We start from the raw sequence: 22,990 nt of genomic DNA, 5'->3' as shown, positions 1-22,990 counted from the left end.
CGGGATGCGGACGCGGGAACACCGGACGCGCGCGCGGCGGGCGTGGTCGCGGGTGCGGTCGGTGCGCCACCCCGCGCCGGTGCTGCTCGCGGTCTTGCTCGTGCTCGCCCAGATCGGTTATCCGCTCACCGACGGCGCGGCGCGGGACCGGATCACCGTGGTGATCGTGCTGCTCTCCGCGGGCACGGCGCTCGCGCACGCCGCCGCCACCCGCGGCACCCGTTACGCGATGGGCTTTCTGGTGATCGTCTCCGGCGTCGGCCTGCTCGCGGAGATGCTCGGCGTGGCGACCGGTATCCCGTTCGGCTGCTACGAGTACGCCGAGGACCGGATCGGGCCCGCCCTCGCGGGCGTGCCCCTGCTGGTGCCGTTGGCCTGGACCGGCGGGATGTATCCGGTGTGGATCGTGGCGGGCATCGTGACCAGGCGGACCTCGGTGCGGGTCGCACTGACCACGATCGGCGCCGTGGGCTGGGACCTGTACCTCGATCCGCAGATGGTCGCCGACGGCCAATGGACCTGGTGCGACACCGATTCCGGGCTGCCAGGCCTGGCCGACATCCCGCTCACCAACTACCTCGGCTGGTGCTGCGTCGGCCTGCTGATGGCGCTGCTGCTCGCGGTCTGGGATCGCGCCGCTCCTGCGCCGACCCGGGCGCGTTCCGCCGCCTCCCTGGCCGTTCCCGTCGCGGTGTTCCTCTGGACCTGGCTCGGTTCCCTCGTCGCCCACGCGGTCTTCCTCGATCTGCCGTCCTCGGCCTGGTACGGCGCCCTCGGGATGAGTCCCCTGGGGGTGCCGCTGCTGATCCACCTGGCCCGGCATCGGTCCCGGCACGAGCAATTAGGCCCGCACGAGTAACAACCTGCACGAGCAATGAGCCGGCGCCGTTCGGGATTCGTGGGCGCGGCGACGGCCGGAGCAGGTCAGGCGAGCGCGGCGAGCAGGCGGCGGGTGCGCGCGGTCATCGCCTCCGCGGTCTCGCCAGGGTTCCGCAACCACCAGCCGACCAGCGCCGTCACGGTTCCCATCCACACGGCCGCGAACGCGGACAGATCGTCGGAATCGGTGATCCCGCGACCGGCCAGGAAGGCGGCGACCCCGCGATTGGCCTGCTCGGCGATGCGGCGCCGGGCGGCGCGGGCCGCGTCGGAGGCGGGCCCCTCGTCCGGGTGCGATCGGTCGAAGACGACGTGCCAATCGTGCGGGCGCGGCTCGAGCGCACCGAAGATGCCCGCCAGCGTGCGTTCGGCCAGCTCCAGCGTGGCGGGGCCGTCGATCGCGGCATCGATCGCGTCGCCGAGCGTCGTCGCCGCCCGTCGCACGCACGCCACGTACAGGCCGTCCTTCGTCTCGAAGTAGGCGTACACCAGCGGCTTGGAGACTCCCGCCTTGGCGGCCACCACCGCGGGCGACAGACCCGCATAGCCGACCCGGCTGATCTCGGCGGCCGCGACGTCGAGGATCTGCGCCTCACGCTCTGCGCGTGGCACTCCCTTGGTTCCAGCGGATCCCGCCACGACCGTTCCCACCTTCCCCGAGCGCTGTCGGCGCCCACTCGCAGAGCAAAATTTACCAAACAGTCAATTGTTCGAGCTCGGCTCGGCGGCGAGCGGCCGGATACGGAGCGAGCACGTATTACAGGGCGGGGCGCGCTGCGGCGCCGCGCCGGAAGGTGCGGCGTGCCGTCGTGTCGCGGCTGCCGCGTGGCGATTCGGGCGTTCGGCCTGGCACGATGTGAGCCGTGCAACCGAGTCCCGCCATCCCGATGCCCGATGTCCCGGATCGACCGACGCGGCGCGCGCCACGCACCCGGGTGCGGGTAGCCGCGGCCGTGCTGCTCGCGGCGCTGTTGGCTCCGGCGCTGGCCGGGTGCCTGCGGGTGCAGGCATCGATGGGCGTGTCGTCCAACGATCGGGTGTCCGGGCGGATCGTGGCCGCCGTGGTGCCCGCGGGGCCCGACGACAAGGGACCGCAGCTCAAAGCGCCCGAGACGCTGGCGGCGAAGATCCGCGTCGAGCCTTACAGCCAGGACGGGTACGTGGGCAGCAAGGTCTTCTTCGAGGACCTCTCCTTCGGCGAGGTGCAGCAGCTCGGCATGCTGTCCGAGCAGACGCAGGGCATGTTCCAGCTGCAATTCCAGCGCAGCGGCGACCTGGTCAGCCTGAACGGGCGCGTCGACCTGAAATCCGTTCCGCCGCACGGCTCCGACGTGCAGTTCACCGTCGCCTTCCCGGCCAGGGTGGCCAAGACCAACGGCAACCGCGAAGGCGATTCCACCGTCTCGTGGAAGCTGCCGCCGGGCGATGTGTCCACGGTGCGCGCCGAGGTGAGCTATGCCGACCCGAACACCCGCTCCTTCGCGGGCTGGGCGGGCATCGTCGGCGGCATCACCCTCGCGGTCGCGGCGATCGTCGCCGCCATGGCGTACATGGACCGCAACCCGGCCGCGCCCGAGGTGCCCGAGCACCAGTTCTCCTGGCGGCGTTGGTGGCAGTCGGTCAAGCAGTTGCGCTGAGCGGACGGGTGGGTGCGGCCGTCGCGCTCGCGGGATGCGGAATCGCGGCGGTCAATCGGTTCTCGATGCCGCGCCTGGACGCGGAAGCCGCAGCGGCCGAACCGGTCACCGTCTGCGTGCCCGCTCGTGACGAGGCGCAGCGGCTGCCCGCGCTGATCGCCGACCTGCGCGCCCAGACCGGGGTGCCGGACCTGCGGGTGCTGATCCTCGACGACGGCTCCACCGACGACACGGCGGCCGTCGCCAGCGCAGCGATCGCGGGCGATCCCCGATTCGAGGTGATCCGCTCGGAATCCGATCCGCCGCCGGGCTGGACCGGCAAGGCCGCGGCGTGCGCCCGCCTCGCCGAACTCGCCGACGCGCCGATCCTGGTCTTCCTCGACGCCGATGTGCGGCTGGCCCCGCGAGCCGTCGCGGCGGCGGCGCGCGCGGTCCGCGATCGGCGCGCGGCCTTGATCTCCCCGTGGCCCGCCCAGCGGGCCGAGACCGTCGCCGAGGCGCTCGTGCAGCCGCTGCTCTGCTGGTCCTGGGCGTCGACGCTGCCGATCGTGCTGGGCAACCGCGGCCACCGCCCCTCGACGGCCGTCGCCTGCGGCCAGTTCCTCGCCTTCGACACCGACGCCTACCGCGCCGTCGGCGGTCACGCCGCGGTAGCGGGCAGCCCCACCGAGGATCTCGACATCGCCCGCGCCCTGCGCCGCGCGGGTCGCACCACCCATCTCGTCGCCGCGGGACCGCTCGCGCGCACCCGCATGTATCGCGGCGCGGACGAGGTCGAGGCGGGCTACACACGCTGGCTCTGGTCCGCCTACGGCGGTTCCGGCTCGGCCGCCGCGGCCGTGGGAACGGTACTGGCCCTTGGCTATTGGTTTCCCCCGCTGGCCGCACTTCTCGGCAGCGGAGCGACGCGCCGGGCCGGAGCGCTCGGCTACGCCGCCGCCGTCACCGGCCGCCTGCTGGCCCGCTCGCTCGAATCCGGTGGCCCCCTCCGTCTTTCCGACGTATGCGCGGCGGCGGCGCACCCCTTCTCCATCGCCGCGTACCAGCGCCTCGTCCTGCGATCGCATCGCGCCCGACGCCGGGGCGCGCTGCGCTGGAAGGGCCGCGCGCTGGTCGACGCGGGCTGAACACACGACACCGGCCCGGTCCGAGGACCGAGCCGGTGTCCGGTGAACAGGTGTGCCGCCAGGCTTTACGGCACCGAGGTGATGCCGACCGTCGGCAGGAAGAAGCAGGTGCGATCGCCGTTGTCGACGCTGCCGAAGACCGCGGCGAGGACGGTGCCCTTGCCGGTGTCGACGGGGACCGCGCGGATACCGCCGACGGGAAGGGCGGCGAAGAAGAAGTCCTGGATGGCGCGTTCGGTCTGCGCGCGCAGCTCGACGGGGACCGCGGCGGGGACCATGGTGCGGAAGATGTCGGCGAGCGGGCCCATCTGGGTGATGCCGCTGCGTCCGTTGCTCACGTTCAGCCAGGCCACCTGCATGCCCGCGGTGTTGCGGCTCTCCGCGCCGAGGCCGTAGGGCACGAAGGTGAACATGGTCTGACCGGACTTCACCGCCGTGAGATCCAGGCCGGGAATGGAGACGGTGGTCTTGGGCCAGGGGCCCGGCATCGCACCGGCAACGGCGGGCACCATACCGAAAGTGCTGCCGTTGCCGCAGAAGGCGGCGGCGGTCGGATACAGGAACGGCTCCATGCCGAAGCCGCGCAGCGCCTCGACGGTGGACTGATAGGCGCCGAGCAGATCGCCGGGCGCGGCTGCCTGCTGTTTGCCGGGCAGTTCGGCCGAGGCCGCAGGGGCGGCGGGCGCGGGGGCGGGCGCCGCCACGGCGGGGGCGCAAACGCCGAAGGCCAGCGCGACCGAGCCGGTCGCGGCGGCGGTGAGAGTGGTGAAGCGGCGCAACAAAGTCACAGCGGTGCTCCTCATCGTCGGCACGGTGAGGACACCGTACTCCGGCAAACTCGCTCAGCAGCCGTTTCACGAATTGGCAAGCTTTCGGCGCGTCGGCTTGCGTTGGGGTGTTGGCTTGCGCTGGGGTGTCGGCTTGCGCTGGAGCGTTGGCTTGCGCTGGAGGCGTCGCGACGACAAGCGCTTCGCGGTATCCGGTGCGGGAACCGCCGACCGCGCAAATGATCACACTCCGCGATGCGCGGCGAAAGGGCTGTGCTCACCCTGATTTCTAACCTTGTCCGGCTCCGGCCCTGATCCGCATGATGATTCGGCTCGACCCCTGCTGCACCCGGAGCGGACCGGGGTCCGCAACACCATCCAGAGCGACTGAGAGACCTGGCTCGCCGACGTCGCAGCAACCCCCCGGCCACCGGGTGCGGGTGCTTCCGCCAGGAACGATGGAGGACCGAATGATCTGCCCCCGCAGTGGCGCCCGCCGGACGCGACACCCCGACACGACCTGCCGTCCCACCCCAGCCAGCTGTTCGCGCTGACGCGCCAGACCTTGCACCCGTCGCTGGCCGGGTGACGACCCGACCAGCGCCAGGCGCGGTCGTCTGAGATCTTCCGAAGGGCCCGAACATGAGTGCGTCTCTCGCACCCGACGCCGCCGCGGCGTCCGACGCCGAACCACCCGGCTCCACACCCGGCCACACCACCGCACAGCGCAGCGTCACGGCACAGCCAGACGTCATCGCACAGCGCGACGCGACCGCACAGCCAAACGTCACCGCACAGCGCGACGCCACCGCGAAACTCGACGCCACACAACTCGACGACGCAGAGCTCACCGACGCACAGCTCGCCGACGCGGTGGCCGACGCCGCCACGGCGACACCCGACACCGCGGCGTCGACCGGTGACCGCGTCGCGCAACTCAGCGCCGATTCCGACCGCGCACAGACCGCTCCCACAGTCGCGCGCACCCGCCATCCGTGGCGCTGGGTGGTCAGCGCGGTCGCTCTGGTCCTGCTCGTCCAGTTCGTGCACGGCTTGGTCACCAACCCCGGCTGGGACTGGCCGACGTTCGCGAAATACTTCACCGCGCAGTCGGTTCTGACCGCACTGCGGGTGACCCTGGAACTGACCCTGTGGGGCACCGCGCTCGGCTTCCTGATCGGCACCCTGCTCGCGGTGGCGCGGCTGTCGAACAATCCGGTGCTGCAGGTGATCGCGTGGGTCTACATCTGGGCATTCCGCTCGATCCCGATGATCGTGCAGCTGCTGTTCTGGTTCAACATCGCCTACCTGTATCAGACTCTCTCGCTGGGCATCCCGTTCGGACCGTCGTTCCTCACCTTCGAAGTCAACGGCGTGATCAGCGGATTCACCGCCGCCGTGATCGGTCTCGCGCTGCACCAGGCCGCGTACTCGGCCGAGATCATCCGCGCCGGGCTCATCTCGGTCGATCCCGGCCAGCTGGAAGCGGCGGCGGCGCTGGGCATTCCGCGCCTGCGACAGTTCCGCACCATCGTGGCGCCGCAGGCGATGCGCTCGATCGTGCCGAACGCGACCAACGAGGTGATCAGCCTGTTCAAGGGCACCTCGATCGTCTCGGTGATGGCGATCGCGGAGCTGTTCTACCAGGTCCAGGTGATCTACGGCCGCAACGGCCGGGTGGTGCCGCTGCTCATGGTCGCCACGGTCTGGTACATCGTGCTGACCACGATTCTCATGGTGGCGCAGTACTACATCGAGCGCCACTACGCCAAGGGCGCGCAGCGCACCCTGCCGCCGACGCCATGGCGGAAGCTGCGTCAGCGAGTCCGCGAGATCGCCGAGTCCGGTTCCGCCGCGCCGCGGGGAGCGACCCGATGACCGCGCTGGAGACGCCCGCCGTGCAGGTCAACGGCGTGCGGAAGTCGTTCGGGTGCACCGAGATCCTGCACGGCATCGACCTGACGGTGCGCGCGGGCGAGGTGGTGGCCGTAATCGGGCCGTCCGGATCGGGCAAGTCGACCCTGCTGCGGGTGCTAAACCACCTGGAGCCGGTCGACGCGGGCACCGTGCACATCGACGGCGAGCTGATCGGTTACCGCCTGCGGCGCAACGTCTTGCATCCGCTCTCGGACCGCGACGTCCGCAAGCAGCGTTCCCGCATCGGTTTCGTCTTCCAGCAGTTCAACCTCTTTCCGCATCTCACGGTGCTGGAGAACGTCACCCTCGCGCCGCTCACCGCCCAGCGCAGGGACCGCGCCGAGGTCGAGCGCGAGGCGAAGGCGCTGCTGGAGCGGGTCGGCATCGACGAACTGGCCGACGCCTATCCGCGCAGGCTGTCCGGCGGGCAGCAGCAGCGGGTGGCGATCGCCAGGGCGCTGGCCGTGCGGCCCAGGGTGATCCTGTTCGACGAGCCGACCTCGGCGCTGGACCCCGAGCTGGTCGGCGAGGTGCTCGACGTGATCCGCGATCTGGCCGACGACGGCACCGCGCTGGTGATCGTCTCGCACGAGATCGGTTTCGCCCGTGAGGTCGCCGACACGGTCGTGTTCCTCGACGCGGGCGTGATCGTCGAACAGGGCCCGCCCGGCGAGGTCCTGGACAACCCCCGGCATCCGCGCACCCGCGCTTTTCTTTCCCGAGTCCGTTGAGCGTCTTCGCGCTCGGTCCGGCCGGCGCTCCCGCGCCGGGTCCGCCGAGCGCCCCGACGCTCCCAGTCACGAACAGGTTCCCGATGAAGCTCTCCGCCCTGGTCGGCGCACTCGCCGCGGCCGCACTGCTGGTCACCGCGTGCGGCACCGACCCCGACGAAGACCTGCAGGTCTCCTCCGACGGCACGGTCGCGTTCGACCTGTCGCCCGAGCAGTCCGGGCGCATCCGCGCGGACAAGGTCGGCGCCATCGCCGCCGAGGTCCCGCAGGCCATCCGCGACCGCGGCACCCTCGTGGTGACCGGCGCGTCCGGCACCGCGCCGCCGCTGCGCTTCTACGCCACCGACGACAGGACGGTGGCCGGCTCCGAGGTCGACTTCGCCTCGCTGGTCGCCGACATCCTCGGATTGAAACTGGTGGCCGGCGTGGCCGACTGGTCGCAGAACTTCGTGCGCGTCGATTCGGGCGAGGTGGACGCGTTCATCTCGAACGTGACCGTCACCGAGGAGCGTAAGGAGAAGTACGACTTCGCCACCTACCGCCACGACAACGTCGCGCTGGAAGTGCCCGCGAAAAGCGATCTGCGATACCAGGACCGCAAGAGCCTGGCGGGCAAGCGAATCGGCGTCGGCACCGGAACCAACCAGGAACAGCTGCTGGTGAAGTGGAACGAGCAGAACCGCGCCGAGGGACTGCCCGCGATCGAGATCGCCTACTACGACAAGACCAGCGATTACTACCTGGCGCTCGCCTCGCAGCGGCTCGACGGCTATCTCGGCCCGAATCCGACGGCGATCTACCACGTGAGCACGGCGAACCAGACCAAGATCGTGGCGACCTTCTCCGGCGCGGGCGAGGCGCTGCAGGGCGAGATCGGGGTGCTGACCAAGAAGAACAACGGGCTGATCGGCGCGGTGCAGAAGGCGCTGCGGCACGCCATCGAGTCCGGGCTCTATCAGCGGGTCATCGACCGCTGGGGACTCCAGACCGAGGCCGTCACCGAATCGCGGATCAATCCGCCCGGCCTGCCGAAGCAGCGGTGATCCGATGCCGTACGGAATATCGACGATCCGCAGGGCGCACTGGATCGCCCAGGACGACCCGCTGGCCGCGCCGCTGCTCGCCGAGCTGGCGCTCGAGTACAGCAGCCGCTACGGCCGCACCCCGGGTGAGGTGCACTCCGATCTGCGCGGGTATCCGGCCGCGCACTTCGCGCCGCCCGAGGGCGGGCTGCTCGTGGTGACCCAGGACGGAGAACCGGTGGCGGGCGGCGCTTTCCAGCAGCTGGACGCGACCACCGCTGAGCTCAAACGGATCTGGACCGCCCGCGAGCACCGCAGGCAGGGTCTCGGCCGGTTCGTGCTGGAGCGGTTGGAGACCGAGATCGCCGACCGCGGTTACCGGCGTATCCACCTGACCACCGGACCGCGCCAGCCGGAGGCGGTCGGCCTGTACCTGGCGGCCGGGTACACCGCGCTCTACGATCCCGCGCTGCCCGCGGAAGAGGTCGGGCCGCACTCGTTCGAGAAGTTCCTCGACCTCGGCGCATGGGAGGCGACGGCATGAAGTTCCTGTTGTTCACGCTGGTGACGCGGGTGCCGGATCCGCGGACGGGCGTGGTGCCGGAGACCAGGGAGCGCTTGCGGTCCGTGGTCGAGCAGGCCAGGCTCGCCGAGGATCTCGGGTACGACGGTTTCGCCGTCGGCGAGCGTCACGAGGATCCGTTCCTGTCCGCGGCGCCGCCGGTGCTCCTGTCCCACATCGCGGCCGTGACCTCGCGCATCACGCTGTTCACCGCGGTGACGACGCTGAGCCTGCTGGATCCGGTGCGCGCCTTCGAGGACTACTCGACGCTGGACAACCTGGCGGCCGGACGCCTCGAACTGATCATCGGCAAGGGCAACGGCGCGGCGCAGGCACAGTTGTTCCACGTCACCACCGACGATCAGTGGGAGCGCAATCGCGAAGGCTACGAGCTGTTTCGGCAGCTGTGGACCAGCGACAGCGTCACCTGGTCGGGACAATTCCGTCCGCCGCTGGAGCGCGCCAAGGCGCTGCCGCGCCCGCTGCAGCCCCGCATCCGGATCTGGCACGGCAGCGCGACCAGCCGCGATTCGGTGGAACTCGCCGCGCGCCACGGTGACCCGCTGTTCTCGGCCAATGTCACCAACCCCATCGAGCCCTACGCCGAACTGGTCCGCCACTACCGCGAGCGGTGGGAGCACTACGGACACGACCCGGCCGACGCCTTGGTCGGGGCGGGCACCGCGGGCTTCCACGTGGCGCGCACCTCGCAGGAGGCGCTGACCACCTACCGTCCGATCTTCGAGGCACGGCTGGCGCTGAGCCGAAAGCTCGGTCTACCCATCGTGTTCGAGACCCTCGATGATTTCGTCGACCGCAGCTCCGCACTGATCGGCAGCCCGGAACAGGTCATCGACAAGGTCGGCCGCCAATACGAGCGATTCGGTCACGAGGTGATCCACCTGTCCGCCGAGCGCGACGGGCGCACCGTGGCCGAGCACCGCGACAGCCTCGAACTCTTCCAATCCGAGGTGGCGCCAGAGCTGCGCCGCCGAATTCCCAGCAGGCCGTTGGCCGCCGACACCGCAAGTAGCGAACTCATTGGAGTGACACCGTGATCCGAACCCGCCATCGAATTTTCGCGCTGGTCGGCGCGCTCGCCGCGACGAGCGCCCTGGCCGCCTGCGGCAGCGATTCGAGCGCGCCGGGGGGCGACGCGGGTCCGCCGCGCCCGGGCGGCACCCTGCGCTACGGGCTGTCCCAGGCGCCGACCTGCTCGGATCCGGCGCAGGCAGGCACCAACCAGACCATCTACGTCGCGCGGCAGATCGTCGATTCGCTCACCGACCAGGATCCGCAGACCGGTGAGCTGAAGCCCTGGCTGGCGCGCAGCTGGGAGATCAGCCCGGACGCGAAGGTGTTCACCTTCCACCTCGCCGACGGCGTCACCTTCAGCGACGGCACCCCGCTCACCGCGGAATCGGTGCGCAACACCTTCGATTCGGTGCTGCGGCTGGGCGGGGCGAAGGCGCCGCTCGGCGCCAGCTACCTCACCAACTACGTGAGCACCACCGCCGCGGACCGGCTCACCGCGCGCGTGGAGTTCAGCCAGCCCAATGCCCAGTTCCTCCAGGCTTCGTCGACTGTGCAGCTCGGTATTCTCGCCGACGCGACGACGGCCAAGTCGGCCGAGCAGCGCTGCCTGGGCGACAACATCGGCAGCGGGCCGTTCACCTACGCGGGCTGGCGCCAGGATCAGTCGGCGACGCTGGCCAAGCGCGCCGGATACGGCTGGGGCTCCGCGGTGTTCACGCACCAGGGCGAGGCCTACCTGGACCGCATCGAATTCACGGTGGTACCGGAATCCGGCGTGCGCACCGGCAGTCTCGTCTCCGGTCAGCTCGACGCGATCAGCGACGCGCTGCCGCAGGACGTGCCGCAGCTGGAGGCCGCGGGCGCGCGTCTGCTCAGCACGGCCAATCCCGGTGTGCCGTTCGGCCTCCAGCCCAACGTGACCCGCGGTCCGCTGCGTGACCCCGCGGTGCGCCAGGCGCTGCTGCCCGCCATCGACCGCAAGCAACTGGTCGACACTGTGCTCGGCCCGCAGTTCAAGCCGGCCAGCGGCCCGCTGGCCAGCGCCACGCCGGGCTACCAGGACTTCTCGGCGCGGGTGAGCTACGACCCTGCCACAGCGAAGAGCATCCTGGACCAGGCGGGCTGGACGCCGGGCGGCGACGGCATCCGCGCGAAGAACGGTGAGCGACTGTCGTTCTCGGTGCTGTTCAGCCAGGCGTTCGCGGGCAACCAGGCCATCCTCGAGCTGGTGCAGCAGCAGCTGCGGCAGGTCGGCGTGGAACTGAAGCTGGACCTGGTGTCCGGACCGGAGAACACCGCGCGGCAGAACGCCAAGGATTTCGACGCCACCTACTACAACTCCACCCGTGCCGACGGCGACATCCTGCGCACGGCGTTCAGTGTGGACGGCCGCAACTTCAATGCTCGCGAACGCATTCCCGCACTGGACGACGCCCTCCGCAACCAGCTCAGCACGGCCGACCCCGCCGCGCGCACCGCGCTCATCCGCACCGCGCAGGAGCAGGTGCTCGAGGCGGGGCTGTGGATCCCGACCATCGAGCTCTCCCAGGCGATCGGCGCCGCCGGGCACACCAGGGACCTGAAGTTCGAGGCCTCGGCCCGGCTGCAGTTCTTCGACACCTGGCTGAGCGGACACTGAGATGGCCCGCTATCTGGCGCTGCGCGTCCTGCAGGCGATCTGGGTGCTCTGGGCGGCGTTCAGCATCTCGTTCGTGGTGCTCTACCTGCTGCCCGCCGACCCGGTCTCCATCGCGGCCGACGGCGGCGGCGCGGGAACGCCGATCGACAAGGCCGCGATCGCGGAGCTGCAGGCCCGCTACGGGCTGGATCGTCCGCTGTGGGACCAGTATTGGACCGCGCTCGGCAATGCGGTCCGCGGCGATCTCGGACTCTCCATCGCAACCGGGCAGCCGGTGACCGAGGCGATCGGTGACGCCGTGCCCTCGACCCTCGGATTGGCCTCGCTCGCCCTGCTCTTCGCCACCGTGGGCGGGGTGGCGGTGGCCTTCGCCGCGACTTACACGCGCAGGCCCTGGCTGCGCAACCTGCTCGCCGCGGTGCCACCGCTCGGCGTCTCGGTGCCGACGTTCTGGACGGGACTGCTGCTGCTCCAGCTGTTCTCGTTCCGATGGCACCTGGCGCCCGCGTTCGGCGGACAGGGACTGCGTGGCACGGTGCTTCCCGCGCTGACCCTGGCCATCCCGATCGGCGCGGTGATCGCGCAGGTGCTCGCTGCCGGGCTGGAGTCCACATGGCGGCAGCCGTTCACCGAAGTCGCGCTGGCCAAAGGCGCTTCGCGCTGGTGGGTGCAGCGCAGGCATGTGGCCCGGCTGGCCAGCGTGCCCGCGTTCACCATCGCGGGGGTGCTGGTGGGCAACCTGCTGGCCGGTTCGGTCGTCGTGGAGACGGTGTTCGCGCGCACCGGCGTCGGCAGGCTCACGCAGATCTCGGTGCTGGCCCAGGACATTCCGGTGGTCCAGGGCATCGTGCTGCTGACCTCGCTGGTGTTCGTGGCCGTGAATCTGGCTGTGGACCTGCTGTATCCGCTTCTCGATCCGCGGATCGCGGTGCGCGGCGGTCGTTCCGGCGGCGACGCGACGGAGGCCGAGGACATCGCGGAGGAGGTGCTCGTCCGTGTGTGACGAAAACGCCGCGGATCGAGAGAGGAATGCCCGTGGTTGACGTGGTCGACAAGACCCGCCGGATCGCGCTGCCCGGCTTGGGCCGACCGGCGCCGAGCCTGCGGGCGCTCCCGCGCAACGCCGGGCTGATCCTCTCGGCGGCGGTGACGCTGCTGGCGCTCGGGTGGGCGCTGGCGCCGTCGCTGTTCGCCGGCGGTGACCCGCTCACCGGCGTACCCGCCGAGAAGTTCCAGCCGCCGAGCGCCCAGCACTGGTTCGGCACGGACAACCTCGGGCGCGATCTGTACACGCGGATGGTGCACGGCGCCGGGCTCTCGCTCACCGCCACGCTGTCCGCCGTCGCACTGGCCTTGGTGGCCGGGGCGCTGCTCGGGCTGCTGGCTGGAGCAATCGGCGGTGTCGTCGACGCGATCGCGATGCGCGTAGTGGACGTGCTGCTCTCCATTCCGGCGCTGCTGCTGTCGCTGGCGCTGGTCACCGCGCTCGGGTTCGGAACCCGCAATGTCGCCATCGCCGTCGGTGTTTCGCTGATCGCCAACTTCGCGCGGGTGATGCGCTCGGAGGTGCTTCGGCTGCGGCGTGCGGTCTACGTCGAGGCGGCGCACGCTTCCGGGGTGCGCTGGTACACGGTGCTCGCCCGGCACGTCCTGCCCAACTCCTACCAACCCGTGCTCGCGCTGGCCGCGGTCGAGTTCGGCATGGCGGTGCTCTCGGTCTCGGCGCTCAGCTTCCTCGGCTACGGCACCAAACCGCCCACCCCCGAATGGGGCTCGCTCATCTCCGAGGGCCGCAACTACCTCGCCACCGCTTGGTGGCTCACCACCCTCCCCGGGCTGGTGATCATCGCCGTCGTGCTGGCCGCACAGCGCCTCGGCCGCGCCGCAGGAAGGACCGATCAGCCGTGAGCAACCCGACCACCGCCCACGCCGACCGGCAGCCCGCCGAAGACAGCGCCGCCGCGCCACCCGACGCATCGCGCTCGGAACCCCGCTCCGCGCAGCCAGGCGACGCCGAAACCCGATCGCAGGGCGAGGGGTCACCGCCTGGCGGCAGCGAGATCTCGGATGCGAGTCGCGCTACGCGAGTCGCCCGACACGAGCCGACCGAACGACCGGCGGACGGCTCGACCCCGTCGAGCACCGAGAAGGACACCGCGCGTCCGGCTCGGCGCGAGGACGAGGGCACCGCGGAAGGTGCACTGCTGCACGTGGATCGACTGCGCGTCGACTACCGCTCTTCCGCGGGGCCGGTCACCGCGCTGGCAGGCGCCTCGCTGCGCGTCGCTCGCGGCGAGGTGGTGGCACTGGTCGGCGAGTCCGGTTCCGGGAAGTCGACGCTGGCGCACGCCGTGATCGGGTTGCTCGGCGCGACCGCGGAGATCGGCTCGGGGACCATCACTTTCGACGGCGAACGGGTCGACACCGGCTCGGAACGAGCGCTGCGCAAGTTGCGCGGGGCGCGGATCGGGTTCGTACCGCAGGACCCGGGGCTCTCGCTGAATCCCGTGCGCCGGGTGGGCGATCAGGTGGCCGAGGCGATGCTCGTGCATCGGCGCGTCGATCGCCGCAGTGCGCAAGTACGAGTGCTGGAGCTGCTCACCGAGGTCGGATTGGACCGCCCGGAGGTGCGGGCGGAGCAGTACCCGCACGAACTGTCGGGTGGGCAGCGCCAGCGGGTGCTGATCGCCATCGCCTTGGCCTGTGGTCCGGAGCTGATCATCGCCGACGAGCCGACCAGCGCGCTGGACGCCACCGTGGCACGGCGGGTGCTCGACCGGCTCGCCGAGCGCACCACGGCGCGTGGCACGGCGGTGTTGCTCATCACCCACGACCTGGCGATGGCCGCCGAACGCGCCGACCGGCTGGTGGTGCTCAACGGCGGCGAGGTCGTCGAGTCCGGGCCGACGGCGGAGATCCTCACCGCGCCGCGGCATCCGTACACCAAACGGCTGCTGAGCTCCGCGCCGAGCCTGGCCCCCGGCCCGCCGCGACCGGAACGGCCGCGCAACGGGGAACCGCTGCTCGTGCTGCGTGAGGTGCGCAAGCGCTTCCACGCCCGCTCCGGCGACGCCATCACGGCGGTCGACGGCGTCGGCTTCGAGCTGGGCCGCGGTGAAACCCTCTCCCTGGTAGGCGAATCCGGCTCCGGCAAGTCGACCACCGCGCGGATCGCGCTGCGGCTCACCGACGCCGACCACGGCAGCGTCGTCTTCGACGGCGAGAATCTCACCGCAGCCCGTCGCGGCAGGCTGCGGACGCTGCGGCGCCGGTTCCAGGTGGTGTACCAGAACCCGTACTCCTCACTGGATCCGCGCTGGCGCGTCGGCGCGATCATCGAGGAACCGTTGCGCGCGTATGGGATCGGCGACCGCGTCGGCCGCCGCGATCGGGTGCGGGAACTGCTCGGCCAGGTCGCGCTGCCGGAGCGTTTCGCCGAACGCCGGCCCGCGGAACTGTCCGGCGGCCAGCGCCAGCGGGTGGCCATCGCGCGTGCGCTGGCACTGCACCCCGACCTGTTGGCACTGGACGAGCCGGTCTCCGCGCTGGACGCCTCGGTGCAGGCGCAGATCCTCGAACTGCTCGACCGCCTGCAATCCGAACTCGACCTGAGCTACCTGTTCATCTCGCACGACCTGGCCGTGGTGCGGCGGATCAGCGACCACGTGGCCGTCATGCGCCGCGGCCGCATCGTCGAAACCGGCCGTACCGCGGAGATCTTCGAGAATCCGCGCCACGACTACACCAGGGAATTGCTCTCCGCGATCCCCTCCCCAGCACGAGGAGCCGCCTGATGGATTTCGCAACGGAAAGGACCGCATGATGCCGGATTCGGATTTCTTCCTCGCGGTGGAACTCACCGGGACCGGCGCGCACCCGGCGTCGTGGCGACGCCAGGACTCGCGCGCCGAGGACCTGTTCACCGCCGATTACTGGGTCGACGCGATCACCGCCGCCGAAAAGGCCGGAGCCGACGCCGTTTTCCTGCCTGATTCCTTCGGATTGCCGCCCGGCGGCGCCGAGATCGCCAAGGGCAGGCTCGACGCAGTGGCGATCGCGGCCCGCGCCGCGGCCGCCACGCGGCGCATCGGCCTGCTGCCGCAGGCGCCGGTCACCCATACCGAGCCGTTCCACCTGTCCAAGGCGATCGCCAGCCTCGACTTCGCCACCCTCGGGCGCGCGGGCTGGGAGGTCACCGTGTCCGAGGGCGCCGAGCAGGCGAAGGCGTTCGGCCGCAAGGGCGCTCAGGACACGGCGGCGCTGTGGCACGAGGCGGACGAAGCCGTCGAGGTGGTCACGCGGCTGTGGGATTCCTGGGAGGACGACGCGGAGATCCGCGACCTGCCGACCGGGCGTTTCATCGACAGGGACAAGCTGCACTACATCGACTACGCGGGCGACAACTTCTCGGTGAAGGGGCCGTCGATCACGCCGCGCTCACCGCAGGGGCAGCCGATCGTCGCGGTCCGCGCCGACGAAGGGCCGAGCATCCAGGTCGCGGTGCGCCGCGCCGACCTGATTCGCATCGCCCCACCGGATCTCGACGCCGCGCACGCCAGGCGCGCCGAGCTGCGCAGCGCACTGCTCGGCGCGGAGCGCGACCCGGACGCCGCGCGCGTGCTCCTCGACATCGACGTCCACCTCGCCGATACCGCCGAGCGCGCGCACGAGGAACTGGCCGAGCTGGACCGCTGGTCGGCGTCCGCGACGGCGGCGGTGTCCGGTGCGCTCGCCGCGCCGCAGGTCGGTACCAGGGCCGCCGGCGCGGCGCTGCGACACGTCGGCACCGGCGACTCGCTGACCGAATTGCTCGCCGCCGTGGCCGATTCGGGCGCTGCCGACGGCGTGGTGCTGCGGCCGCTCGCGGTGCACGCCACCCTGAGCAGGCTGCCCACCGTGCCGCCCGCACCCGCCACCACCTTGCGCGAGCGGCTGGATCTGCCGCGCCCGGTGAGCCGCTACGCCACGATTCAAGAAGGGACACCGTCATGAGTTCCGCCAAGCCGCGCAAGACCGTGCATCTGGCCGCGCACTTCCCCGGGGTGAACAACACCACGGTCTGGAGCGATCCGGCGTCCAAGAGCCAGATCGACTTCGAATCCTTCGTCCACCTGGCCCGCACCGCCGAACGCGGCCTGTTCGACTTCTTCTTCCTCGCCGAGGGCCTGCGGCTGCGCGAACACCTCGGGCGCATCCACGATCTGGACGTGGTCGGCAGGCCCGACACCTTCACGGTGCTCAACGCGCTGGCCGGAGTCACCGAGAAGCTGGGGCTGGCAGGCACCATCAATTCCACCTACAACGAACCGTTCGAGCTGGCCAAGCAGTTCGCGTCGCTGGATCACCTGTCGGGCGGGCGCGCGGCGTGGAACGTCGTCACCTCCTCCGACGCGTTCACCGGCGAGAACTTCCGCCGCGGCGGATATCTGGAGCACGCGGATCGTTACCGCCGCGCGGCCGAGACGGTCGAGGTGGCGCGCGCACTGTGGGACAGCTGGCCCGCCGACACGCTGGTCGTCGATCGCGAGGCGGGCGTCTTCGCCAGAGAGATTCCCGAAACCCGCCACCGCGGTGCGCAATTCGACATCGCCGCGCGCTTCGTGCTGCCGCCGAGCCCGCAGGGTCACCCGGTGTTGTTGCAGGCGGGCGATTCCGACGACGGCCGCGAATTCGGCGCCGCCACCGCCGACGCCATCTTCACCGGGCACGGCACGCTGGAGGCGGGACAGGCGTTCTACACCGACATGAAGGGCCGCCTCGCCAAATACGGTCGCGCGCACGACGAGCTGAAGATCCTGCCCGCCGCCACCTTCGTGCTCGGCGACACCGCCACCGAGGCCGAGGACCGGGCCAGGCACATCCGCCGCCAGCAGGTGGGCCCGCAGACCGCCATCGCGTTCCTCGAACAGGTCTGGGGCCGTGACCTTTCCGGCTACGACCCGGACGGCCCGCTGCCCGAGGTCGACCCCTCCGGCGACGTGAACATCACCAGGGGCCGGGTGCGCCACGCGAAGGATCCGCGTGCGGTCGCCGAGGCATGGCGCGCCAAGGCCGAGGCCGAGAAGCTGAGCATCCGCGAACTGATCATCGAGGTCACCGCGCGCCAGCAGTTCGTCGGCACGCCCGCCGAAGTGGCCGAACGCATCGACGAATACGTGCAGACCGACGCCGCCGACGGTTTCATCCTCGTCCCCCACCTCACACCGGCCGGACTCGACGAGTTCGTCGACCGCGTCGTCCCGGAACTCCAGGAGCGCGGCAGCTTCCGCACCGAGTACACCGGCGACACCCTGCGCGACCATCTCGGCCTGCGCCACCCCCACCACCGCACATCCGTCCACGAAGGAGCCAGAGCGTCATGACCGCAACCACCGCAACCAGTTTCGACACCGAGTGGGCCGCCTGGCACGCCGCGCGAGAGGACCAGCTGCGCGACCGGCTCGGCTTTCTCAGCCTGACCGGACTGCACTGGCTCACCGACCAGCCCGAGCGCCTGCCCGACGTACCCGGCACCTGGTGGGTCACCGACAACAAGGTGTTCATCACCGCGCAACCGGCCGACCGCCTGACGTTCGACGGCACCGACATCGCGGGCGTGCAGATCCTCACCCCGGTCGAAGGCGCGCCGGGTCTCGAGGTCCGCCACGAGCAGCGCCTGCTCGAGGTGATCCGGCGTACCGGACGTTACGCCGTGCGGATTCACGATCCCGCCGCCCCGACCCTGGCCGCGTTCACGGGCATCCCCGCCTACGAGCCGGATTCGCGCTGGATCGTACCCGGCCGCTTCGAACCGTTCGCCGAGCCGCGGACCGTCGTCACCGCGGCGGTGGTCGACGGGCTCGAGCACCACCACACCGCCGCGGGCACCCTCGAATTCACCCTCGGCGCTGTCACCGAACGCGTCGTCGCGTTCCAGGCCGGAGACGGGCTGCGCATCCTGTTCACCGATGCCACCAGCGGCGTCACCACGTATCCCGCGGCCAGGTCGCTGAGCGTCGCCGCGCCGGACGCCGACGGCTCGGTGCTGCTCGACTTCAACCGGGCGGCCAATCTGCCCTGCGCCTTCACCGATTTCGCGACCTGCCCGGTGGCGCCGGAGCAGAACCGGCTGCGGGTGGCCATCGAGGCGGGCGAGCAGGATCCCCGGCTCGCGAGGAGGCAGGCGTGACGGTCCCGCTCTCCATCCTCGACCTGTCCCCCATCAGCGCCGGGTCCACCGCGCAGCAGGCGCTGCGCAACACCGTCGACCTGGCCCAGCACGCCGAACAGTGGGGCTATCACCGGTATTGGCTGGCCGAACACCATTTCGTCGCGGTGGCCAGTTCCAGCTCGATCACCCTGATCGGACTGGTCGCGGCCAACACCTCCCGGATTCGGGTGGGTTCGGCGGCGGTGCAGGTGGGCCACCACACCTCGGCCTCGATCGTGGAGGCGTTCGGCACCATCGACGCGCTGTACCCGGGCAGGCTGGACCTCGGGCTCGGGCGTTCCGGCCACCGGCGGGCCCAATTCGGCGCGGAGCCAGAGCATCCCAAGGGCGGGAGGCCGGTGGTCGACACCGCGACCGGACGCACCGAGATCCGCGACGGCGTGGTGGTCCCGCCGCCCTTCGATGCGGGCCGCTTCATCGACCGGTCCCGTTTCGTGGCCTCGCTGCGCGCACTGCAACAGCCTGGCGCGCAGGCGCCGGATTTCGCCGACCAGATCGCCGAGGTGCGGGCCCTGCTCGCGGGCACCTACGTCAGCGAGGACGGCATTCCGCTGCACGCGGTCCCCGGTGAGAACGCGCAGGTGCAGCTGTGGCTGTTCGGCAGCTCCGGCGGCGAGAGCGCCGAGCTGGCGGGCAGGCTCGGACTGCCGTTCGCGGCGGCCTATCACGTGGCGCCCGGCTCCGCGCTCGACGCCGTCGCCGCCTACCGCGCGGCGTTCCGCCCTTCCCAGTACCTGTCCGAGCCGTACGTGGTGGTGTCGGCCGACGTGGTGGTCGGCGCCGACGACGCGAAGGCCAGAGAGCTCGCCTCGGGCTACGGGCACTGGGTGTACAGCATCCGCAGCGGCGCGGGCGCGGCCGAGTTCCTCGCGCCGGACGCCGCGGGCCCGCTGACCCCCGATCAGCGGCGGCTGGTGGACGACCGGCTGGCCACCCAGTTCGTCGGGTCGCCGAGCACGGTGGTGGAACGGCTCGCCGCCTTGCAGCAGGTCACGGGCGCGAACGAGTTGCTGATCACCAGCGTCGCCCACGAGCACGCCGACCGGCTCGAATCCCATCGGCTGCTGGCCGAGGCGTGGGGGCTGCGAGCGGCCCGCGCCGCCTGATGTGCGAATGCCCCGCCGGTCGTCGACCGGCGGGGCATCGGCGTGCGGTCGTCGAGCGATCAGAGGCGCGCGCTCGCCACGCTGTCATCGACGTGGTGCCATCGAGCGCACCCCGGCGCCGCGGCCTCGCAGCGCACCGGCGTTGTGCCTCGAGCGCGCTCGACACGCTGTGCCTCGAGCGCACCCGGCGCTGTGCCATCGAGCACATCCGGGGCTGCGGCCCATCGAGCACACCGGCACTGAGCCTCGAGCACGCTCGACACGCTGTCGTCGACGCTGTGCCTCGAGCGCACCCGGCGCTGTGCCATCGAGCACATCCGGGGCTGCGACTCATCGAGCACACCGGCACTGAGCCTCGGGCACGCTCGACACGCTGCGCCATCGCTCGCATCCGGCGCGGTGGCCATCGAGCGCACCAGCGCTGTGCGTCGAGCGCACCCGGTGCGGTGCGCCATCGAGCGCACCGGCGCGGTGTCGTCTAGGCGCTGACGGGCGCCGCGGTGACGCCGTAGCCGAGGTTGGTCAGCACCTCGCTGGTCGCCTTGGCGAAATTCAGGGTGATGAAGTGCAGGCAGGGCGCGCCCTCGTCGATCAGCCGCTGCGCCATCTCCGTGGCGATCTCGATGCCCACCTCGCGCACCGCGGCGCGGTCCTCCTCGGGGCCGTCGCCCGCGGCCTTGCGCAGCCGCGCCAGCACCGCGTCGGGCAGCGGACGGCCGCACAGTTCCTCGGCCCGCGCCACGGTGCGCAGCGAGGTGATCGGCATCAGCTCCGGGATGATCGGCTTGGCGGCCTCGATCGGATCCAAGGCCGCGACCCGGTCGCGCAGGCGCAGGTAGTGCTCGACCTCGAAGAACATCTGGGTGATCGAATATTCCGCCCCGGCACGCAGTTTCGCGGCCAGGAAGGCGGTGTCGGAGTCCAGGTCCGGGGAGCGGTGATGACCCTGTGGGAAGGAGGCGACACCGACGTGGAAATCGCCGAGATCGCGGACGATGCGGACCAGTTCCTCGGCGTACTCCACACCCTCCGGGTGCTTGTGCCACTCGCCGAGCGGGTCGCCGGGCGGGTCGCCGCGCAGCACCAGGATGTTGCGGATGCCGGAGTCGGCGTACGCGCCGACCAGCGAGCGCAGCTCGGCCACGCTGTGCCCGACGGCGGTCAGGTGCGCCACCGGCAGCAGGGTGGTCTCCTGCGCCAGCTGACCGGTCACCCGCACGGTGCGGTCCTTGGTGGAACCGCCCGCCCCGTAGGTCATCGACACGAACGCCGGATGCATGCGCTCGAACTCGCGCACGGCGCGCCAGAGCCTGGCCTCGCCCGCGGCATCGCGCGGCGGGTTGAACTCGACGGAGAACGGTACGTTCCGGCCCGAATGGACCTGCAAGCTCTGCACAACCGAAGGCGTTCCCGAGACGATCGGTGGCGTCGGGGACGGGCGCCCTGGGGTCGAACGTCCCCGCACGGAATCGAAAGTCACCGGTTCAGTGTAGTGGGACGGCCGTCCTGACATGCGCGCTCACTCCGGCTCCGGCGGATATCCGCTGCCGTCGCGGCCGTGCGCGGGGCCCGTCGGCGGGCTTCGTCCGGTCGCACTCGTTCCGCGTAACTCCGGCCGCGCGCCGGGCGCGAGACGTCCTATGTCCGACCACCCCATCAGTGGTTGTTTCGAGGCGGAGGTTGGTCGCCGACAGGATGGGATGGCCGCGTATTCTCTGATACGGCACCACTATCGCTGCGGCCGGACCGGACGTGCGCCGCGATCGCGCCGACCCGGGCGGCGGTGACACACGCTCGCTCACAGACCACTCGTCGCGCTCGACCGGCGCGACCACACCCGTGACCCTGGAGGTTCCTCTGTCCGCCGGACCCGGTACTCCGACACGAACCCCGGCAACGCCCGCCGACGCGCAGCGGACGCCGATCCCCGGTACGCCCGATTTCGTCGCGGCGGTGCAGGACCGCCTCACCGACTTCTTCGCCACCCGGCGGCCCCTCGTGGAGCCGCTCGGCCCGGTCTTCGTCGACGCCGCCGACGCCCTGGAGCTGTTCGTGCTCCGTGGCGGCAAGCGCACCAGGCCCGCGTTCGCCTGGACCGGCTGGCTCGGGGCGGGCGGCGACCCGGACAGCGACGAAGCGGGCGCGGTGCTCGCCGCCTGCTCCGCGCTCGAACTGGTGCAGGCGTGCGCGCTCATCCACGACGACATCATCGATTCCTCCCGCACCCGCCGCGGCTTCGCCACCGTGCACGTCGATTTCGAGCAGCGCCATCGCGAGCGCGACTGGTCGGGCGACGCCGCCCACTTCGGCGCCAGCGTCGCGATCCTGATCGGTGATCTCGCCCTGGCCTGGGCCGACGACCTGGTGCACGCCGCGGGGCTCGCCCCGGCCGCGCTGGCGCGATTCGCGCCGGTCTGGGCGCAGATGCGCACCGAGGTGCTCGGCGGTCAGCTGCTCGACATCAACGGCGAGGCGGTCGGCGACGAGTCGGTGGACGCCGCGCTGCGCATCAACCGCTACAAGACGGCCGCCTACACCGTGGAGCGCCCGCTGCACCTCGGCGCCGCTATCGCCGCCGCCGACCGCGATCTGATCGCGGCCTACCGCACCTTCGGCACCGACATCGGGATCGCTTTCCAGCTGCGCGACGACCTGCTCGGCGTGTTCGGCGATCCCGAGGTCACCGGCAAACCCTCCGGCGACGACCTGCGCGAGGGCAAACGCACCGTGCTGCTCGCCGAGGCGCTGCGCCGCGCCGACGCCACCGACCCGTCCGCCGCGCACCTGCTGCGCACCAGCATCGGCACCGATCTCGGCGCCGAGGATGTCACGCGCCTGCGCGCCGTGCTCACCGAGCTCGGCGCCGTCGACGAAGTGGAACGCCGCATCGCCGACCTCACCGACCGCGGCCTAGCCGCCATAGATTCCAGCTCGGCCACCCCCGCCGCCAAAGAGCAACTGCGCGGTATGGCACTGGCCGCAACCAGGAGGACCGCATGAAAGCCGTTGTGGGACCAGCCGATCGCGTGATCGCCGTCGGCGCAGGCCCGGCCCCGCGCAGCACGGGCAAGCGCCGAGGGAAGTCCCCGGCCGCGCTGACCGAACGTCGGCTGATCCTGGGCGCCGCCCTGCCCACCCGGCGCGGCGTCCGTGTCCCGCGCGCGTGTTCGGCGCCGCGGGACCCTCGGTCGGCCGAGGACTGAGTCCCCCGTCTTTCGAGCGTCGGCCGACGAGTCGACCGGCGCCGCACGCCGCGTAGCGATCCACCTACCGACCGGCAGGCATGGGATTGCGGCGGAATACCGCACAGGCAGGGACCGGCCCCCGCGGTGTGAAAACGGCCGCGTCGTCCGGTGAT

General features: G+C 71.2%; 21 protein-coding genes and 1 riboswitch. Of the genes, 18 read left to right on the top strand and 3 right to left on the bottom strand.

Annotated features, from left to right (window positions below; all coding sequences use genetic code 11):
• Positions 1-4: 4 nt before the first annotated feature.
• The gene (locus AC3ERS_RS03975; protein ID WP_431963515.1) at positions 5-859 is read left to right on the top strand and encodes a carotenoid biosynthesis protein; all 855 of its coding nucleotides are present in this window, start codon (positions 5-7) and stop codon (positions 857-859) included.
• Positions 860-924: 65 nt separating this feature from the next.
• Here the strand turns inward: AC3ERS_RS03975 and AC3ERS_RS03970 are convergent, their stop codons facing one another.
• Positions 925-1,518 carry a TetR/AcrR family transcriptional regulator gene (locus AC3ERS_RS03970; protein ID WP_431963513.1) on the bottom strand — a complete coding sequence of 198 codons (594 nt, stop codon included), beginning with the start codon at positions 1,516-1,518 and terminating at the stop codon, positions 925-927.
• 248 nt (positions 1,519-1,766) lie between these two features.
• Between AC3ERS_RS03970 and AC3ERS_RS03965 the strand changes: the two genes are divergently transcribed.
• Together AC3ERS_RS03965 and AC3ERS_RS03960 are read left to right on the top strand one after the other, a co-directional pair.
• On the top strand, positions 1,767-2,516 hold the full coding sequence (locus AC3ERS_RS03965) for an LppM family (lipo)protein (RefSeq protein WP_431963612.1): 750 nt from the start codon (positions 1,767-1,769) through the stop codon (positions 2,514-2,516).
• Positions 2,477-3,643: a glycosyltransferase family 2 protein gene (locus AC3ERS_RS03960; protein ID WP_431963610.1), complete on the top strand. Its 1,167-nt coding sequence runs from the start codon at positions 2,477-2,479 to the stop codon at positions 3,641-3,643. The genes AC3ERS_RS03965 and AC3ERS_RS03960 overlap by 40 nt, the downstream gene beginning before the upstream one ends.
• A 65-nt stretch (positions 3,644-3,708) precedes the next feature.
• Here the strand turns inward: AC3ERS_RS03960 and AC3ERS_RS03955 are convergent, their stop codons facing one another.
• Positions 3,709-4,446, bottom strand: coding sequence for a hypothetical protein (locus tag AC3ERS_RS03955; RefSeq protein WP_431963511.1), 738 nt, complete (start codon positions 4,444-4,446; stop codon positions 3,709-3,711).
• A gap of 335 nt (positions 4,447-4,781) precedes the next feature.
• Positions 4,782-4,875, top strand: a riboswitch (SAM riboswitch).
• 408 nt (positions 4,876-5,283) lie between these two features.
• Between AC3ERS_RS03955 and AC3ERS_RS03950 the strand changes: the two genes are divergently transcribed.
• The 13 genes from AC3ERS_RS03950 (at position 5,284) to AC3ERS_RS03890 (ending at position 19,632) form a co-directional block, all read left to right on the top strand.
• Positions 5,284-6,288 carry an amino acid ABC transporter permease gene (locus tag AC3ERS_RS03950; protein ID WP_431963608.1) on the top strand — a complete coding sequence of 335 codons (1,005 nt, stop codon included), beginning with the start codon at positions 5,284-5,286 and terminating at the stop codon, positions 6,286-6,288.
• A complete protein-coding gene (locus AC3ERS_RS03945) occupies positions 6,285-7,058 on the top strand; it encodes an amino acid ABC transporter ATP-binding protein (protein WP_431963509.1) in 774 nt (257 codons plus the stop codon). Before AC3ERS_RS03950 ends, AC3ERS_RS03945 begins: the two co-directional genes overlap by 4 nt.
• 83 nt (positions 7,059-7,141) lie before the next feature.
• On the top strand, positions 7,142-8,101 hold the full coding sequence (locus AC3ERS_RS03940; protein WP_431963507.1) for an ABC transporter substrate-binding protein: 960 nt from the start codon (positions 7,142-7,144) through the stop codon (positions 8,099-8,101).
• Positions 8,102-8,105: 4 nt separating this feature from the next.
• Positions 8,106-8,624, top strand: coding sequence for a GNAT family N-acetyltransferase (locus AC3ERS_RS03935; RefSeq protein WP_431963505.1), 519 nt, complete (start codon positions 8,106-8,108; stop codon positions 8,622-8,624).
• Positions 8,621-9,700: an LLM class flavin-dependent oxidoreductase gene (locus AC3ERS_RS03930; protein WP_431963502.1), complete on the top strand. Its 1,080-nt coding sequence runs from the start codon at positions 8,621-8,623 to the stop codon at positions 9,698-9,700. The genes AC3ERS_RS03935 and AC3ERS_RS03930 overlap by 4 nt, the downstream gene beginning before the upstream one ends.
• On the top strand, positions 9,697-11,316 hold the full coding sequence (locus tag AC3ERS_RS03925) for an ABC transporter substrate-binding protein (RefSeq protein WP_431963500.1): 1,620 nt from the start codon (positions 9,697-9,699) through the stop codon (positions 11,314-11,316). The genes AC3ERS_RS03930 and AC3ERS_RS03925 overlap by 4 nt, the downstream gene beginning before the upstream one ends.
• 1 nt (position 11,317) lies before the next feature.
• Positions 11,318-12,319 (top strand): ABC transporter permease, encoded by a 1,002-nt coding sequence (locus AC3ERS_RS03920; protein WP_431963498.1) that lies wholly within the window; start codon positions 11,318-11,320, stop codon positions 12,317-12,319.
• A gap of 26 nt (positions 12,320-12,345) precedes the next feature.
• Entirely contained in the window at positions 12,346-13,224 is an 879-nt protein-coding gene (locus AC3ERS_RS03915; protein ID WP_431963496.1) for an ABC transporter permease, read from the top strand.
• 293 nt (positions 13,225-13,517) lie between these two features.
• Complete coding sequence (locus AC3ERS_RS03910; RefSeq protein WP_431963606.1) at positions 13,518-15,110, top strand: dipeptide ABC transporter ATP-binding protein; 1,593 nt, start codon at positions 13,518-13,520, stop codon at positions 15,108-15,110.
• 28 nt (positions 15,111-15,138) lie between these two features.
• Positions 15,139-16,308, top strand: coding sequence for an LLM class flavin-dependent oxidoreductase (locus tag AC3ERS_RS03905; RefSeq protein WP_431963494.1), 1,170 nt, complete (start codon positions 15,139-15,141; stop codon positions 16,306-16,308).
• Positions 16,305-17,678: an NtaA/DmoA family FMN-dependent monooxygenase gene (locus AC3ERS_RS03900; RefSeq protein WP_431963492.1), complete on the top strand. Its 1,374-nt coding sequence runs from the start codon at positions 16,305-16,307 to the stop codon at positions 17,676-17,678. Before AC3ERS_RS03905 ends, AC3ERS_RS03900 begins: the two co-directional genes overlap by 4 nt.
• Positions 17,675-18,484 carry a DUF1684 domain-containing protein gene (locus AC3ERS_RS03895; RefSeq protein ID WP_431963490.1) on the top strand — a complete coding sequence of 270 codons (810 nt, stop codon included), beginning with the start codon at positions 17,675-17,677 and terminating at the stop codon, positions 18,482-18,484. Before AC3ERS_RS03900 ends, AC3ERS_RS03895 begins: the two co-directional genes overlap by 4 nt.
• Positions 18,481-19,632 carry an LLM class flavin-dependent oxidoreductase gene (locus tag AC3ERS_RS03890; protein WP_431963488.1) on the top strand — a complete coding sequence of 384 codons (1,152 nt, stop codon included), beginning with the start codon at positions 18,481-18,483 and terminating at the stop codon, positions 19,630-19,632. Before AC3ERS_RS03895 ends, AC3ERS_RS03890 begins: the two co-directional genes overlap by 4 nt.
• A 478-nt stretch (positions 19,633-20,110) precedes the next feature.
• On the opposite strand, the gene AC3ERS_RS03885 is transcribed toward AC3ERS_RS03890, so the two are convergent.
• Complete coding sequence (locus AC3ERS_RS03885) at positions 20,111-21,112, bottom strand: methylenetetrahydrofolate reductase (RefSeq protein WP_431963486.1); 1,002 nt, start codon at positions 21,110-21,112, stop codon at positions 20,111-20,113.
• Between the two features lie 365 nt (positions 21,113-21,477).
• On the opposite strand from AC3ERS_RS03885, the gene AC3ERS_RS03880 reads away from it, so the two are divergent.
• Together AC3ERS_RS03880 and AC3ERS_RS03875 are read left to right on the top strand one after the other, a co-directional pair.
• On the top strand, positions 21,478-22,632 hold the full coding sequence (locus AC3ERS_RS03880) for a polyprenyl synthetase family protein (protein WP_431963604.1): 1,155 nt from the start codon (positions 21,478-21,480) through the stop codon (positions 22,630-22,632).
• On the top strand, positions 22,629-22,835 hold the full coding sequence (locus tag AC3ERS_RS03875) for a hypothetical protein (protein ID WP_431963485.1): 207 nt from the start codon (positions 22,629-22,631) through the stop codon (positions 22,833-22,835). The genes AC3ERS_RS03880 and AC3ERS_RS03875 overlap by 4 nt, the downstream gene beginning before the upstream one ends.
• The last annotated feature ends 155 nt before the right edge of the window (positions 22,836-22,990 follow it).

This window comes from Nocardia sp. bgisy134, from assembly GCF_057708325.1.
Note: the sequence above shows the minus strand (reverse complement) of the source record. Positions and strands in the feature narration are given on the sequence as shown.